Below are 15268 nucleotides of genomic sequence, written 5' to 3' on the forward strand. Positions count from 1 at the left end.
GCCCCATCCCTCCCGCAGGCGGAGACGGGGCCGCGCCGCGCCGGAAAACCCTTTGCGCGTTCCGCGCCGGTCCGGTTAGCCTGGCGGGGACATGCTGAACTGACATCGAGACCGATCCGCCGCGTGCGCGGGGCTCGCCCGTCCAGGGCTCGAGCCCGCTGTCCCGCACGGCGGACCCACGTTCCCTGTTTCCCGTTCGCGGCGTCCCCCGGACCCGCGGACCCGTGGTGCGGTCTCGATGTCGGCGACGGACCCCTGTCCGTCGTCCCGGGCCGCTCCACGGATCCGCCTTCGAGGCGCACCGGGAGGGGACGGCACCGGTCAGGCGTCGAGGCCCGCCCCCAGACGAAGGGCGGTCCCACTCCGTGACCCGTGAATCCACATCCGCACCGGCCGCGTCGGCGAAGACCCCGCGGCCGCCCCTCCCGGCGGCTCCCGGCACGGGCGGTCCACCGCTGCTGCGCGCCCGCGACCTGGCCCGCGTCTACGGCGACCGCGTGGTGCTCGACGGTGTCGGCCTCGACGCCGCCCCGGGCCAGAGGCTGGGGCTCGTGGGCGAGAACGGCGCGGGCAAGTCCACCCTGCTGCGCCTGCTGTCGGGGGAGGAGGAGCCCGACGCCGGCAGGGTGGAACGGCCCGACGACACCGGGTTCCTGTACCAGGAACTTCCCTATGGGCCGGAGACGACACTGGCCCAGGTCCTGGAGGAGGCCCTGGCGCCCGCCAGGCGTGTGGAGCGGCGGCTCACGGAGACCGCGGCCGCCCTCGACGGCGCCCCCGAGGACGCGGGGCTGCTGGCGGCGTACGCGGAGGCGCTGGCCGACGCCGAGCGCGGGGAGGTGTGGGACGCCGACCGCCGCGCGGAACTGGTGGTGGCCGGGCTCGGACTGGACGGGGTCTCCCCGGGCCGTCCGGTGGGACGGCTGTCGGGCGGTCAGCGAGGCCGCCTGGGCCTGGCCGCGCTGCTGGTCCGCCGTCCGCGCGCCCTGCTGCTGGACGAGCCGACCAACCACCTGGACGACCGGGCGCTGGAGTTCCTGGAGGGGTACCTGAGAGGGCTGCCGGGGGTGGTGGTGCTGGCCAGCCACGACCGGGTGTTCCTGGACGCGGTCTGCACGGGTCTGCTGGACCTGGACCCGGCCGTGGAGGGGCCCGTGTACTACGGCGGCGCGTACTCGTTCTACCTGGAGGAGAAGAGGGTGGAGCGGGAGCGCTGGGAGCAGCGCTACCAGCGGGAGCAGAACGACCTGAAGGGGCTGCGCGAGGCGGTGCGCACCACGTCGCGGCAGGTCGCGCCGGACCGGGCGCCCCGGGACAACGCCAAGATGGCGTACGACTACTCGGGCGGGCGCGTGGACAAGCAGGTGTCGCGCCGCGTGCGCAACGCGCGGGGGCGCCTGGAGGACCTGGAGCGCGACCAGGTGCGCAGGCCGCCGAGGCCGCTGGTGTTCGGCGCCGCACTGACCCGTGACCCCGGGGAGGCCGGCGGGAACGCGATCACGCTGCGGAACGCGGTGGTGCCGGGGCGGTTGCGCCTGGACCGCCTGGACGTGCCTTCGGACGGCCGGCTCCTGGTGACGGGCCCGAACGGGGCAGGCAAGTCCACACTGCTGTACGTCCTGGGGCGCCGGCTGCGGCCGGAGTCCGGTGAGGTGCTGTGGCGGAGGGGCGTGTCGGTGGCGCTGCTGGAGCAGGACGTGGTGTTCCGCGACCCGCAGCGGACCCCGCGCGGGCTCTACGACGGGTTGAACGCGTCGCTGCCCGACGCTCCGCGCCTGACGGACCTGGGCCTGGTGGCGCCGCGCGACCTGGACCGGCCGGTGGGGGAGCTGAGCGTGGGGCAGCGCCGACGGCTCGCGCTCGCGATGCTGGTCGGCCACTCCCCGGACGTGCTGCTGCTGGACGAGCCGACCAACCACCTGTCGCTGTCCCTGGCGGAGGAGCTGGAGGAGGCGCTGGGCACGGCGCCGGGGGCCGTGGTGGTGGCCTCGCACGACCGCTGGCTGCGCCGCAACTGGTCCTGGGACGAGTTGCGGCTGGTCGACGGCGGAGCCGCGGGGGCGGAGGCCGGGTTCTAGGTCCGGGCCGCGCACGTCGCCGGTGTGGTGGGAGGGGGTTCCCGTCGGAACCCTCCCCGCCACCGCCGTGGTGGGCCGGTGGAACGTGTACTTCTGGGCGGCTTCGACGCCCGAACGCGCTGGAGGTACGAGAAAGCGGCGGAGGAAGCGACCGGCGCGAAACAGGAAAAATGGACGAATCTACGACATAAAGGTGAGAGGTTTCGAGCCTGACAAAGGTGGCTCGAACACAAGCAGTTCCGCTCCTCTCCGGGTTCACCGCCCCGGCCGGCGGGGGCACACCACGGTGTGGCCCGCCCACAGCGGCCCTCCGGTGCGGTCGAGCACCTCGCGGACGACTCGGTGCGCCCGATCCGGCTCGCCCATGGCCCGCACGACCCGGTCGGCCAGGCCGGGGTCCAGGTCGCGGAGCTCGCGCAGCAGCCACTTGCCGGATCCCTGCCAGTGGCGCGCGGCGGCCAGGGCCAGCCGTGAGGCCTCGGTCAGCGCCCGCCAGGCGACGAAGGCCCTCTCCCCGGGGTCGGTCGCCCCGGAGAGGTCGTCGAGCAGGTCGGTGAGGACGAAGCGGTGCTCGTCGAGTTCCGCCGGGGACAGGGGCGCGGGACCGGCCGCCAGCCGGGCCCGCATCCGCTCCCGGAACCCGGCGCCGAGGCCGCCCGTGTCGGTCACCACCACCCCCTCCGCGAGCAGGCGCGGGATCCCCGGCCAGCGCCGGGCCAGGTTGTCCTCGCAGTAGGCGGCCAGGGTCTGCGGGTCGTGGACCAGGACCTCGACCGGCCAGCCGAGCCAGTGCAGGGAGCTGCGGTAGGGGGCGGGCCTGGGCGGGGTCACCACGACCACGTCCAGGTCGGAGGTCGGGGTGAGGCGCCCGGCGGCCGAGCTGCCGCCGAGGACCACCGCCAGGGCCTCGGGGAACAGGCGGCGGGAGAGGTCGATGACCGTGGGGACGGGGGCCGGCCGTTCTCTGCTCATTCCGTGGTCCTACCGCACCGGAGGCCGGTCCACGCGCGGGCCGGGCGGGTGTGGAGGACTTCTGCGTTCCCCAGTGCCCGGGGCGAGCCCCGGGTGGGCGGCCGGGGACACGCTGCTGCGCCTGCGTTCCCCCCGGGTGGACCGGTGCCCCGATTTATTACGGTTTGTTGCCTTCTGTTCCGCGCTGGACATGCCGGTCGGCGACCGGCGCGGACGCTGGAAACGCCCATGTCAGTCGTGCGATCTTTGCGTAGTCAAACAACTACTCAAAGTAATGACGGGGGCAGGGCCACATGACCGCGCCGATGGACGTGCCCGAGTCGTCCCGACACGCCGACCCCGAGGCGGTGGTCGCGGGCGCGGCGAACGCGGCGAACAGGTCCCTGCGCCAGATCGCCTGGCAGAGGTTCCGTAGGGACAAGGTCGGCATGGCCGGCGGGATCATCGTCGTCCTCCTCATCCTCGTGGCCCTGTTCGCGCCCCTCCTCACCGCCTGGTTCGGCCACCCGCCCAACCAGTTCGACCAGGACCTGGTCGACCCGCTCACCGGTGGGGTCCTGCGCGACCCCGACGACCCCGCCCAGGGGCTCGACCCGTGGGGCGGCATCAGCGCCCAGCACCTCCTGGGCGTCGAACCCGTCAACGGACGCGACCTGTTCAGCCGTATCGTCTACGGCGCGCGCACCTCCCTGCTGGTCGCCACCGTCGCCACCGTGGTGTGCGTCCTCATCGGCACCGTCCTCGGCATCGTGGCCGGGTACTTCGGCGGCTGGATCGACACCGTCATCAGCCGGGCCATGGACATCTTCCTGGCCTTCCCGCTGCTGCTGTTCGCCATCGCCCTCGTCGGGGTCATCCCCGACGGTGCCTTCGGCCTCTCCGGCAACAACCTGCGCATCGGCGTACTGGTGTTCATCATCGGGTTCTTCAACTGGCCCTACATCGGCCGCATCGTGCGCGGACAGACCCTCACCCTCAAGGAGCGCGAGTTCGTGGAGGCCTCGCGCAGCCTCGGCGCGGGCAGCGCGCACATCGTCTTCCGCGAGATCCTGCCCAACCTGGTCACGCCGATCCTCGTCTACTCCACCCTGCTCATCCCCACGAACATCCTCTTCGAGGCGGCCCTGAGCTTCCTGGGGGTGGGCATCAACCCGCCCACCGCCACCTGGGGCGGGATGCTGGAGGGCGCCCTGCGCTTCTACACGACCTCGCCGCACTTCGTGATCATCCCGGGCCTGGCCATCTTCGTCACCGTCCTGGCCTTCAACCTCTTCGGGGACGGGTTGCGCGACGCGTTCGACCCCCGCTCCTCCGACTGACGCACCGGGTCCGGCCCGGGCCGGACCGTTCACCGGACCGTGCGGGGCGCGGTCCCACCATCGAATCCGACCAGGAGGCAAGGTGAGTACCCATCACTTCACACACGCGGGGCCGTCCAGGCGGCGCCGCGGGAGCGGCCTGGCCACCGCGTGCACGGCTGCGGCGGCGGCCGTGGCACTGCTGCTGAGCGCCTGCGGGGACGGCCGCGGCGGGGGTGGGGGAGGCGCGGCCGACGCGGAGTTCAACCAGGGGGAGACGGAGATCGTCAACCCCTCCGACCAGACCGGCGGCACCCTGAGGTACGCCATCTCCTCGGACTTCGACTCGCCCGACCCCGGCAACACCTACTACGCGTTCAGCTGGAACTTCACCCGCTACTACGCGCGCACCCTGCTCACCTACACCGAGGCGCCGGGGGAGGGCGGTACCGAGCTCCAGCCCGACCTGGCGGAGGGGATGCCGCAGGGCAACGAGGACTCCACCGAGTGGACCGTCAGGCTCAAGCCCGGCCTCAAGTACGAGGACGGGTCCGAGATCACCGCCGAGGACGTCAAGTACGCCATCGCGCGCAGCAACTTCGGCGACCAGGCGCTGCCCAACGGGCCCAAGTACTTCCAGGAGCTGCTCGCCGACAGCGACGACTACGAGGGGCCCTACGCGGACGAGGCCGACCCCCTGGCCGGGTTCGACGGCATCGAGACCCCGGACGACCACACCCTCGTCTTCCACCTGAACACGAGCTTCTCCGAGTTCCCGTACGTCCTCGTGCAGCCCCAGACGGCTCCGGTCCCGGCCGAGGCCGACCGGGGCGAGCAGTACCAGAGCCACGTCATGTCGTCCGGGCCCTACAAGTTCGACGGCGACTACCGCCCCGGCGTCTCCCTGAACCTGGTGCGCAACGACCAGTGGGACGCGGCCACGGACCCGACCCGCAAGGCCCTGCCCGACCGGATCGAGGTCCAGCTCGGGGTCGACCAGAACGAGATCGACCAGCGCCTGGTCAACGGCGAGGTCGACGTCGACCTCGCCGGCGCGGGGGTAGGCCCTGCCATGAAGGGCACGCTGATCACCGACGACACCCAGCGGCACAGCGTCGACAACCCGCAGACCAACACGCTGCGCTACGTCAACATCAACACCGTCATCGAGCCCCTGGACGACCCCGCCTGCCGGGAGGCGGTCATGTTCGCCGCGGACCGCGACGCCCTCCAGCGGGCGTGGGGCGGCGACACCGGCGGCGACATCGCGACGCAGCTGATGCCCGCCGCGCTCCCGGGCGCCGATCCGAGCATCGACCTGTACCCGTCCCAGGACGACAAGGGGGACCTGGACAAGGCCCGCGAGAAGCTGGAGGAGTGCGGTGAGCCCGACGGGTTCTCCACGGCGATCGGCGCCCGCGCGGACCGGCCCACCGACGTGAGCACGGCCGAGGCCCTCCAGCAGGCCCTGGCCCGTGTGGGAATCGACGTGGAGATCAAGCAGTACCCGTCGGACAGCTACACCAACACCCAGGCCGGGTCCCCGGACTTCGTGCACGAGAACGACCTCGGCCTGACCGTGTACGGGTGGGCGCCGGACTGGCCCAGCGGCTACGGGTTCATGAGCAAGGTGCTGGACGGCGACGCCATCCAGGACGCGGGCAACACCAACATCTCGGAGCTGGACGACAGCCGGATCAACGACTGGTTCGACGAGGTGGTCACCGTCGACGACCAGGAGGAGCGCGCGTCGATCTACACGCGGATCGACGAGCGGGCCATGCAGCAGGCCGTGATCGTCCCGGCCGTGTTCGAGCGGACCGTCCTGTACCGGCCGCCGCACCTGACCAACGTCTACTACCACGCGGGCTACTCCATGTACGACTACATGGCTTTGGGCACCACCCGGGAGTAGGGGCGGCGGGCAGGACGCCTCGCGGGTCGGGGGAGGGGCCTTCCGACCCGCGACGCCTGTCTTCGCACCTCGTGCCGCACCCGGATCCATCACACGCGTGGGCTCCACCGGAACCCCCACCGGGCGGGGTCCACACCGTGGTGCGGGAGAGGGGGTATCACCTGTTTTGCCAGTTCAGCTGACTATGAGGTTTCGGGGTGGCGTTCAGGCCTGCGGAAGTGGTTCGGGAGCGGCCGATGAGAGACGTTGCCCTTGGCCGCGCTCTTGTGCTTGTGGTGTCGTTCGCACAGCGCTTGGAGGTTCTCGTAGCGGTGGTCGTGGCAGTCGCCGATGTGGTCGACCTGGTTTGCGGGCTCACCGCAGATTCCCCCGACAGCCATTCGCCACTGGCAGACGTGACGGTCGCGGCGCAGGATGCGCGGGCGCCCGCGGCTGTACCAGTCGGAGGGCAGTTCGGCCCTGCGGTTGCTGCCCCTCCACCCTCCGGACAACGGGCACCTCCAGACGCCCCAGGTGATGGGCGGTTGCCCTGGTGTCCGCCTGTGGCCAAACGTCCTGAGGGGGTCGTGGCGCCCGTCTACTGTGGCGGCATATCCCTGCGCTGCCTTCGGAGACGCCTGTGTCGTACCCCCCGCCCCCGGGCCAGGACCCCTATGGCCATCATCAGCAGCCGCACCACCAACAGCCGTACTATCCGCCGCCGCCTCAGCAGCTTCCTCCGCCTCCGCCGATGCCCCGGTACTCCAAGAGCGTGGAGAAGCGGCGCGGGCTCGGCGGGCTGGAGAACTCGACGCACCTGCTGCTGACGATCTTCTCCTGCGGCGCCTGGCTGATGATCTGGATCCCGTGGTGGATCTTCCGGGTGATCGTGCCGAAGAGGCGCGTCACGAAGACCTACTACCGGTGAGGGCCGCCATGCGGCACTCCACGAAGCTGTTCATCCTGGTCGGCGTCGCCCTCGTGGTGACCGGTGTCGTCGCGGGGCTCCGACCCATCGAGCCCATCGCCCCCGCCCAGTCCGGGCCCCTGGCCATAGGCGAGTGCGGGAAAGTGTTCGATCGAGAGAGCAGCTACCTCGGAGGCCCGGAGTGTGCGGCCGCTTGGTCGAACCGAACTCTGCTTGTGTGGGGGTCGATTGTCCCGGGCGCCGTGCTGGCCTTCGGTGCGCTGATCATGGACCCGTCGGTCGGCAAGAAGCGGGACCCGGCGGGGAAGTAGTCGCCCGCGCCGTCCCGACGTGCCTCCCCTCAGGGACACGGAGACAGGGGCGGGACGTTGGGGCGCCCGACAGTCGGGGACGCATCACGGGGTGGAGGCTTCCTGCCGGGTGGGTCTGAACTGGGTCGATGATCGATCGCATTGTCGCTACCTGGGCGTTTCGGCTGTGGTCGAAGGCTGTGGCCAGTCCCCGCACGCTGGACGGAAACTGGTGGCCTTACACCGGAGAGCGAGGCGGCAGGCAGTCCTCCATGTGGCCAGATTCAGCGGACCGACAGAGGACACCGAGCCAAAGTCGACTTTGTAAGAATTCTTCCAACACACCATTTGGTGTGAAGTTTCTCTTCGAGGAGACTCATGGGCGCGATCAAGAAGAGCCTCGTCGCTGTTGCCGCAGCTGTTCTGATGACCACAGGTATGGCGGCACCTAGCCTCGCCGCTGCCACCCCTCAATCCCTTCAAACTACTGAGATCACTGAGAGCAACGCAGCTAAAATCCCCCCCTGGCTTGGACGAGAGCACATGACGTCGACCACCTCCCAGCAGACCCCCGTGACCGTGGCACACGGAAGCACCAGGCTCCAGATTCGTACCGGCGTGCACAGTAATGGTGTTCGGTACGGGTGGGCTCGCGTTCAAAACGGTGTTGCTGGTACGCACCTTCGCTTCGAAGTCGACCTGGACGGTGACCGGCGATATGACGATTTCAGGACTGCTCGGATAGAGGGTGGCACCGTATGGACGGAGGGGTATCCGACGTCTTCCTCAAGCAGCCGTGCGTTTCGGGCGTGCATCATGCCGATCCTTGGCTCCTGCGAAGCACCTAACACCCTGCGAACAACTCCGTGGTGGTAGCCGCGCTTCCTGAGTCCTAAGTGACTTGTGTGAATCAGGCATCCGCTGAGGGCCAAGGACTTTCTCGACCTCCTGGCCCACGCCATGCGGAACCGGCCGGCGCGTGAGCTGCGCGCCCGGCTGCGCCGCCTGGACGAACTCCACGGGGTCCCGTTCCCCTGACACCGGACCGGCGGCCCGGGCCCGTCCTCAGGCGTCGCCGTAGAAGTGCTCCAGCTGCCGGTCCAGGCGCGCCAGGTCCGGGTGCTCGCCGAACACCGCCCCCGCCCACCGTGACAGGGCGACCTCCCGGGGCACGGCCGCCGAGGCCGCCAGCGCCTCCTGCGCGTCCGCGCGGGTCCGGTGGAGCCTCTCCGCCGCCGGTCCGAGCAGCCCCCACAGGAACGGCGCCACCAGCCGGTCGTGCTCCGGGTCCCCCCGGCCCGAGAGCGCGTCCTGCACCATGCGCATCGCCTCCGGGTAGTCCACGCCGTGGGCGTCCGCCACGCTCCGGGCGACCCTCGCGCGGTCCGACGCGCTGAACAGGTTCGGCATGGACGTCCTCCTCGAAACGGTGTCTCCCGGGCGCGCCGTGCTCTCGCCCCGCGCGCCGTACGACCTGTGCGCTCCGACGCCGGGGCCGTGGCCCGGGCGGTGGCGCATCCCTGGAAACAGAACTAGCACGGGGAAGGGCCGGACGTGGTCAACTCCGGGTGATCGGGGGGCCTGTTCTCGTCCAGCTCCGGTGCTGCCGTGGCCGCGGAGGGCTCCCCGGGGCCGGGCACACACCGGCACGGATGAGCGTGATCAATCGAACACTCTCGGTTACTGTTGCCGGTGCGGGTGCGTCCTGGGCGGTCACCGTGGTCCCGGCGGCCCGCCGCGACCTGCCCCGTCCGAGCCCCTGAACGGAGAGCACGCGCGTTGCTGACCTACATCCTGCGCCGTCTGGGCGCCGGCCTCCTGCTGCTGGCCGTGGTCACCCTGGTCACCTTCGCCATCTTCTACGTGGTGCCCCGGTGGGCGGGACGGACCACCGAGCAGCTGGCGACCATGTACGTGGGCCGCGCTCCGACCCCCGAGGCGATCCAGGCCACCATCGAGCGGCTGGGACTGGACGAGCCCGTGTTCGTGCAGTTCGGGGAGTTCGTCCGGGGGATCTTCTTCGGCGCCGAGTACCGGTTCGGCCGCGACACCATCGAGTGCTCGGCGCCGTGCTTCGGCTACTCCTTCCAGAGCTACCAGGAGGTGTTCCCCGAGATCGTGGCCCGCCTGCCGGTGACGGCGTCGCTGGCTCTGGGCGCGGGCGTCATCTGGCTGGTCGGCGGGATCCTGGTCGGGGTGGTGTCGGCGGTGTGGAAGGGCAGCCTGTTCGACCGCCTGGCGATGGCCGTCGCCCTGGCGGGGGTGTCGCTGCCCATCTTCTTCACCGGCCTGCTGGCGCTGGCCTTCCTCGTGCACGCGTGGGGCCTGTTCGCCACGCCGGGCTACGTGCCCTTCACCGAGGACCCGCTGGGGTGGGCGGAGGGCCTGTTCCTGCCCTGGGTGACGCTGGCGTTCCTGCACGCCGCCATGTACGCGCGGCAGACCCGCGCGGGGATGCTGGAGACCCTGGGCGAGGACTACATCCGCACCGCCCGCGCCAAGGGGCTGAGCGAGGGGAAGGTGGTGCTCAAGCACGCGCTGCGCCCGACCCTGACCCCCATCGTGACGATCTTCGGCCTGGACCTGGGCCTGGTGCTGGGCGGCGCGGTCCTGACGGAGCAGGTGTTCTCGCTGAACGGGATCGGCCGGTACGCCGTCAACGCGATCACGCAGAGCGACCTGCCGGTGATTCTGGGGGTGACCCTGTTCGGGGCGTTCTTCATCGTCGTCTGCAACCTGATCGTCGACCTGGTGTACCCGCTGATCGACCCGCGCGTGCGCATCCACGGCTAGTGCCGGACGCGCGGGACGCGCCGCCCTGCGCCGGGCGCGACCGGGCGCCCGCCGAGGAGCAGTCCACAGACCCGCCGGACCGAGAGAGTAGAGGCGTCCCCTATGAGTGAGTCCGCACCGTCCTCCGCCGAGGCCGTCGTCCGGGTGGACGACCTGCGGGTGGTGTTCCCGACCATGGACGGCGAGGTCCGGGCGGTGGACGGGTTGTCGTTCGAGCTGCCCGCGGGAGGTGGGCTCGGCATCGTGGGCGAGTCCGGCTCGGGCAAGAGTGTGACGTCGCTGGCGCTGATGGGCCTGCACCGGGGCAGCCGGGCGCGGATCAGCGGTTCCATCGAGGTGGTGGGCAAGGACGTGGTGTCGGCGTCGGACAAGCAGTTGCGGCGGATGCGCGGCAACGACATCGCGATGGTGTTCCAGGACCCGATGCAGTCGCTGCACCCGCAGTACACGATCGGCAACCAGCTGGTGGAGGCGCTGCGCGTGCACCGGCCGCAGGTGTCGCGTGCGCAGGCGCGCGACCGTGCCGTGGAGTCGCTGGACCGGGTGGGCATCCCGCAGGCGCGCAAGCGGATCAACTCCTACCCGCACGAGTTCTCGGGGGGCATGCGCCAGCGCGTCCTGATCGCGATGGGGCTGATGTGCGATCCCAAGGTGCTGCTGGCGGACGAGCCGACCACGGCCCTGGACGTGACGGTGCAGGCGCAGATCCTGGACCTGCTGGACGAGTTGCGCCGCGACCTGAACATGGGCCTGATCCTGGTCTCCCACGACCTGGCCGTGGTCGCGGGTTCGGTGGACGAGGTCGTGGTCATGCGCCACGGCGTGGCCGTGGAGCGCGGCGACGTGCGCCGGGTCCTGTCCGCACCCGAACACCCCTACACGCAGGAGCTGCTGGACGCGGTGCCGCGCGTGGAGGTCTCCCGCGCCCAGCGGCGGGTGCGCGACCGCTCCGACCGGGCCGCGAAGGCGCGCGCCGAGCAGCGCAGGCAGCCGTCGGGGGCGACGGCGGCGGGGGAGGGCGGGGAGGAGTCCTTCGACGCGTTCGCCCCGGCCCGGGGGCCGGAGCGGGGCGAGGTCCTGCTGCGGGTGGAGGAGGTGTCGCAGAGCTTCAGGGTGAGGGGAGGGCTCTGGGGCCGCTCCACGGACTTCTGGGCGGTCAAGGGTGTGTCCTTCGATCTGCACCAGGGGGAGACCCTGGGGATCGTGGGCGAGTCGGGGTCGGGTAAGAGCACGTTGTCGCGGATGGTGATGCGTCTTCTGGAGCCCACCCGGGGCCGGGTGGAGTTCGAGGGGCGCGACATCACGCACATGTCGGAGCGGGCGCTGCGTCCGCTGCGCCGTGATGTGCAGATGGTGTTCCAGAATCCGTACTCGTCGTTGAATCCGCGTCTGACGGTGGGGGACGCGATCGGTACGGCGCTGCGGGTGCAGGGGGAGAAGGACGGCAGGAAGGTGCGCCGGCAGGTGCAGGAGCTGTTGGAGCGGGTGGGGCTGGAGCCCAACCACTACAACCGGTTCCCGCACGCGTTCTCGGGCGGTCAGCGCCAGCGGATCGCGATCGCGCGGGCGCTGATCCTCAAGCCGAAGCTGATCATCTGCGACGAGCCGGTCTCGGCGCTGGACGTGTCCACGCAGGACCAGGTTCTGCGGTTGCTGTCGGAGCTGCAGGACGACTTCGGTCTGACGTACATCTTCGTGGCGCACGACCTGGCGGTGGTGCGCCAGGTCAGCGACCGCGTCGCCGTCATGCGCAAGGGGGAGATCGTGGAGCTGGGGACCAGCGACGGCATCTACGGGGATCCGCGGAGCGAGTACACGCGCCAGCTGCTCACGGCGGCGCCCGTGCTGGACCCGGAGGAGGCCCGCCGCCTGCGGGCGGAGCGCGTCCGGCAGCGGGCGGCGGACGCCTGAGCCCTCCGCGGAGGGAGGCCCCCGCCGACCGCCCCGGGCCCTCCCGCGCCGCAGTCGCTCCGGGGGCCGCCCCGGCGGGGCCGGGCGGACGCGCTCCCGGCCCCCGCCGCTCAGAGCAGTCTGCGCCTGCCCGCCAGGGAGTCGATCCACTGGTGCAGGTGGTCCCTCCAGTCGCGTCCGGGGGCGTGGTCGGCGCTGAAGCGGTGGAAGCTGTCGCGGCCCTCGGAGAAGAGCAGGCCGGGCTTCTTGTCCAGCTCCAGCACCGCGTCGAACCCCTGCCCGTCGGTGACCAGGGACAGTTCGAGCTCGTTCAGCCCCCGATAGCGGCTCGGCGCCCGGAACTCGATCTCCTGGTAGAAGGGGAGCCTCTGGCGGGTGTGGGGGATGCGCCCCCGTTCGAGGTCCGCCTGCTTGAAGGCGAACCCGAGGCCGACCAGCGAGTCGAGGACCGCCGCCTGGGAGGGGAGCGGGGCGATGGCCACGGGGTCGAGGTCGCCGGGGTCCACGGCGCCCGCCACGTGCAGCCGGGTGTTCACCCCGACGTGCATCCGGTGCAGGTGGCGGCCCTGGTGGACGGTGATGGGCGTCTCCCAGGGGACGGGGAGCTCGAAGGGCACCTGGAAGCGCTGCCCGGGCGCCAGCACGGTGCCCTCGCCCAGGCTGACCCGGTGGAACTCCATGTCGCTGTTGACCTCGTGGTCGCCGACCTCGGTCTCGACCCGGGCCTGGAGGCCGACGGTGAGCCGTTCGACCCTCTGCTCGACGCTTCCCGCCTCGACGTGGACGACGCCCCGCAGGACGCCGCCCGGTTGGGTTCCGGCGGAGTCCAGGACGGTTTCGACGGAGGCTCCGCCGAATCCGATTCCGGCGAGCAGGCGTTTGAGGACCATGGCGTGATCTCCGTGCCGCGCCGGTGGTGCCGTGGCCGGGCGGCGTGCAGATGAGGGGAACGGGTTTCGGCACCCGGGGAAGAGACGCGGGGGAGGCGTCCGGGGTTCCCGGTCACCGTGTGTGTCCTGTTCGGCTCAGGTGAGGCCCCGCAGGAGGGCGCGCAGCCCGAGGTGGAAGCGGGCCTCGGCCTCGGCCTCGTCGGGGGCGTCCTCGTCGTCGGCGTGGCGGACCTGGTGGACGACCGCGCCGACGCAGTAGGAGTGGAGGGCGTCGGCGGCGCGGACCACGTCCTCGCCGGTCAGGCCGGCGTCGGTGAAGGCGCGGTGCATGAGGGCGCGGGTGGCGTCGCTGTCGGGGGTGTGCGGGGCGCGGTGCACCAGCAGGGAGAGCGCGCCGGAGTAGGCGAGCATGCGCGCGCGGTGGGTGTCGGCCCAGTCGGTCAGGCGGACGTCCCAGGGCCGGGTGTCGACGGCCTCCTCCTCCGTCTCCTCGGCGCCGTCCTCCCCGTCCGCGGGGGCGGTTCCGCTGGGGGAGGGCGAGGCCACGTAGGCGGCGATGGCGTTGAACAGCTGTTCCTTGCCCAGGGGGAAGTGGTGGTAGATGGCCATGGCCTCCACCTCCAGGGCGTCGCCCAGCCGGCGCATCGACAGGCCGCCCAACCCGCGCCCGGAGATGATGTGGAGCGCCTCGACGATGATGCGCTCGCGGCTGAGTCCGGCGTAGTTCCTGCTCACGGTGTTCCTCTCGGGGGTGTGGGACGCCAAGGTGGCAGATCCCGGGGACGGGGGCCACCACCGACGCGCGGCCCGGGTCGTCGGATGATCTTCGTCACCTCTAGAGTGGCCTCGACCGACGGTACGCGGGTACGGAGCGCACACATGGGACTTGCCAAGCAGAGCACGACACAGGCGCGCGAGAGCCTGGAGGCCGACCGGGAGCGGGCCGCGCGCCTGCCCGAGCTCCTGCGGGGAGTGGCCGAGGCGCAGGAGGCCCTGGACGCGGTGAGGGGCTCGGGGGCCTCCGTGGTCGAGGTCCACGAGCGGGGCGTGGCGCTGGACGAGGCGCTCACCGAGGCCATGAGGGCCGCCTACGCCAAGGAGCGGACACTGGTGGGGCTCAAGGGGTACCAGGACCGGATCCACCGCCGTAAGGGGTTGGCCCGGCCGCAGGTGCGCGAGGCGACGCAGACGGCGGAGACGCTGCTCACCGCCCGGGAGGCCCACCGGATGCACGGGATCCAGCGGGTGCCGCGCCTTCCGGGATGAGGCCGGTTCCCCCGGTTCGCCGCCGGCGGCCGGGGCGCGCACGGTAGTTTGGTGTTCGGTCCCTCCGGGGACCGGACACCGCAGCAGGCGACCGTGGGGAGCGCAGTAGGAGATGGCGGATTTCATCCGCATAGATCCGACGTCGAAGGTACCGCCCTACGAGCAGATCAGGTCGATCGTGGCGATCGCGGCCGCCAACGGCGAGCTCGCGGTCGGCTACCGGCTGCCGACGGTGCGCGCCCTGGCGGGCGAGCTCTCGGTGGCGGTGAACACGGTCGCGCGGGCGTACCGGGAGCTGGAGCAGGCGGGGGTGGTCGAGACCCGCGGGCGTTCGGGGACCTTCGTCGCCGCGGGCGGCGACGACCAGCGCGCGGAGGCGCTGGCGGCCGCGCGCGACTACGCCGAGGTGATCTCGCGCGTGGGCCTGGACCACGACGAGGCGGTGGAGATCCTGCGCGCGGCGCTGAGGCGCTGAGGTCCCGGCGCGGAGCGGACGCGCGTCCTCAGCGGCGCAGGCCGACCACGGAGACCACGTAGAAGGCGATCAGGCCCAGCCACACGAACGGCAGCATTCCCGGGGACCCCAGGGTCGCGGCGACGGCGCTGAGGGGGATGCTGACGCCCAGGCACACCACCGAGAGCACGAAGCGCACGGTGTTGGAGGGCATCCCGGCCCGGGCGGAGGCTCCGGAGGTCTGGCGCGCCACGTGGTGGCGGACCCGGTCCTCGATGGTGTCGTCGATGCGTTCGACCAGGGAGGCGGCCAGGGCCTCGTCGTACTCGGGTCCGAGTTCGCGGCTCGCTTTGAGGGCCGCGGCGATCTCGTCGCTGCGGTGGGGGTTGCTCGTCATGTGCGCCATCGTGCCACCGCGGGGGCCGCCTGTCGGGGCCGCGGGCCCCATACCAGGGGCGAATGGGGGAGATCCCTGAGGCCGGACACGCGAACGG

15 protein-coding genes are annotated in these 15268 nt (G+C 71.5%); 9 read left to right on the forward strand and 6 right to left on the reverse strand.

The genetic code is table 11. The annotated features are described in order from the left end of the window. Positions 1-455: 455 nt before the first annotated feature. Entirely contained in the window at positions 456-2078 is a 1623-nt protein-coding gene (locus tag ACWGL3_RS24870) for an ABC-F family ATP-binding cassette domain-containing protein (protein ID WP_267950344.1), read from the forward strand. 255 nt (positions 2079-2333) lie between these two features. On the opposite strand, the gene ACWGL3_RS24875 is transcribed toward ACWGL3_RS24870, so the two are convergent. Beyond that, complete coding sequence (locus ACWGL3_RS24875) at positions 2334-3050, reverse strand: nucleotidyltransferase domain-containing protein (protein WP_267949416.1); 717 nt, start codon at positions 3048-3050, stop codon at positions 2334-2336. Positions 3051-3343: 293 nt separating this feature from the next. Here ACWGL3_RS24875 and ACWGL3_RS24880 point away from each other — a divergent pair, with 293 nt between their 5' ends. Then, positions 3344-4369: an ABC transporter permease gene (locus ACWGL3_RS24880; protein ID WP_267949417.1), complete on the forward strand. Its 1026-nt coding sequence runs from the start codon at positions 3344-3346 to the stop codon at positions 4367-4369. 82 nt (positions 4370-4451) lie between these two features. Continuing rightward, entirely contained in the window at positions 4452-6263 is a 1812-nt protein-coding gene (locus ACWGL3_RS24885) for an ABC transporter substrate-binding protein (protein WP_452461846.1), read from the forward strand. Between the two features lie 182 nt (positions 6264-6445). On the opposite strand, the gene ACWGL3_RS24890 is transcribed toward ACWGL3_RS24885, so the two are convergent. Then, positions 6446-6754, reverse strand: a complete 309-nt coding sequence (locus ACWGL3_RS24890; RefSeq protein WP_267949419.1) for an HNH endonuclease — start codon at positions 6752-6754, stop codon at positions 6446-6448. A 239-nt stretch (positions 6755-6993) separates the two neighbouring features. Here ACWGL3_RS24890 and ACWGL3_RS24895 point away from each other — a divergent pair, with 239 nt between their 5' ends. Both ACWGL3_RS24895 and ACWGL3_RS24900 read left to right on the forward strand, forming a co-directional pair. Beyond that, the gene (locus ACWGL3_RS24895; RefSeq protein WP_267949420.1) at positions 6994-7170 is read left to right on the forward strand and encodes a hypothetical protein; all 177 of its coding nucleotides are present in this window, start codon (positions 6994-6996) and stop codon (positions 7168-7170) included. 8 nt (positions 7171-7178) lie between these two features. Beyond that, a complete protein-coding gene (locus ACWGL3_RS24900; protein ID WP_267949421.1) occupies positions 7179-7481 on the forward strand; it encodes a hypothetical protein in 303 nt (100 codons plus the stop codon). A 1044-nt stretch (positions 7482-8525) separates the two neighbouring features. On the opposite strand, the gene ACWGL3_RS24905 is transcribed toward ACWGL3_RS24900, so the two are convergent. Beyond that, the gene (locus ACWGL3_RS24905; RefSeq protein WP_267949422.1) at positions 8526-8870 is read right to left on the reverse strand and encodes a hypothetical protein; all 345 of its coding nucleotides are present in this window, start codon (positions 8868-8870) and stop codon (positions 8526-8528) included. A 369-nt stretch (positions 8871-9239) separates the two neighbouring features. On the opposite strand from ACWGL3_RS24905, the gene ACWGL3_RS24910 reads away from it, so the two are divergent. Both ACWGL3_RS24910 and ACWGL3_RS24915 read left to right on the forward strand, forming a co-directional pair. Next, positions 9240-10253, forward strand: a complete 1014-nt coding sequence (locus tag ACWGL3_RS24910) for an ABC transporter permease (protein ID WP_267949423.1) — start codon at positions 9240-9242, stop codon at positions 10251-10253. A 102-nt stretch (positions 10254-10355) separates the two neighbouring features. After that, positions 10356-12164 carry an ABC transporter ATP-binding protein gene (locus tag ACWGL3_RS24915; RefSeq protein WP_267949424.1) on the forward strand — a complete coding sequence of 603 codons (1809 nt, stop codon included), beginning with the start codon at positions 10356-10358 and terminating at the stop codon, positions 12162-12164. Between the two features lie 110 nt (positions 12165-12274). Here ACWGL3_RS24915 and ACWGL3_RS24920 read toward each other — a convergent pair whose 3' ends face one another. Both ACWGL3_RS24920 and ACWGL3_RS24925 read right to left on the reverse strand, forming a co-directional pair. Then, positions 12275-13054: a sporulation protein gene (locus tag ACWGL3_RS24920; RefSeq protein WP_267949425.1), complete on the reverse strand. Its 780-nt coding sequence runs from the start codon at positions 13052-13054 to the stop codon at positions 12275-12277. Positions 13055-13189: 135 nt separating this feature from the next. After that, entirely contained in the window at positions 13190-13789 is a 600-nt protein-coding gene (locus ACWGL3_RS24925) for a TetR/AcrR family transcriptional regulator (RefSeq protein ID WP_267949426.1), read from the reverse strand. A gap of 144 nt (positions 13790-13933) precedes the next feature. On the opposite strand from ACWGL3_RS24925, the gene ACWGL3_RS24930 reads away from it, so the two are divergent. Then, positions 13934-14320, forward strand: coding sequence for a hypothetical protein (locus tag ACWGL3_RS24930; protein ID WP_267949427.1), 387 nt, complete (start codon positions 13934-13936; stop codon positions 14318-14320). A gap of 112 nt (positions 14321-14432) precedes the next feature. Then, complete coding sequence (locus ACWGL3_RS24935) at positions 14433-14795, forward strand: GntR family transcriptional regulator (RefSeq protein WP_267949428.1); 363 nt, start codon at positions 14433-14435, stop codon at positions 14793-14795. A gap of 28 nt (positions 14796-14823) precedes the next feature. On the opposite strand, the gene ACWGL3_RS24940 is transcribed toward ACWGL3_RS24935, so the two are convergent. Further along, positions 14824-15180: a hypothetical protein gene (locus ACWGL3_RS24940; RefSeq protein ID WP_267949429.1), complete on the reverse strand. Its 357-nt coding sequence runs from the start codon at positions 15178-15180 to the stop codon at positions 14824-14826. Positions 15181-15268 lie beyond the last annotated feature (88 nt).

The sequence above is a fragment of the Nocardiopsis sp. NPDC055824 genome, assembly GCF_053616335.1.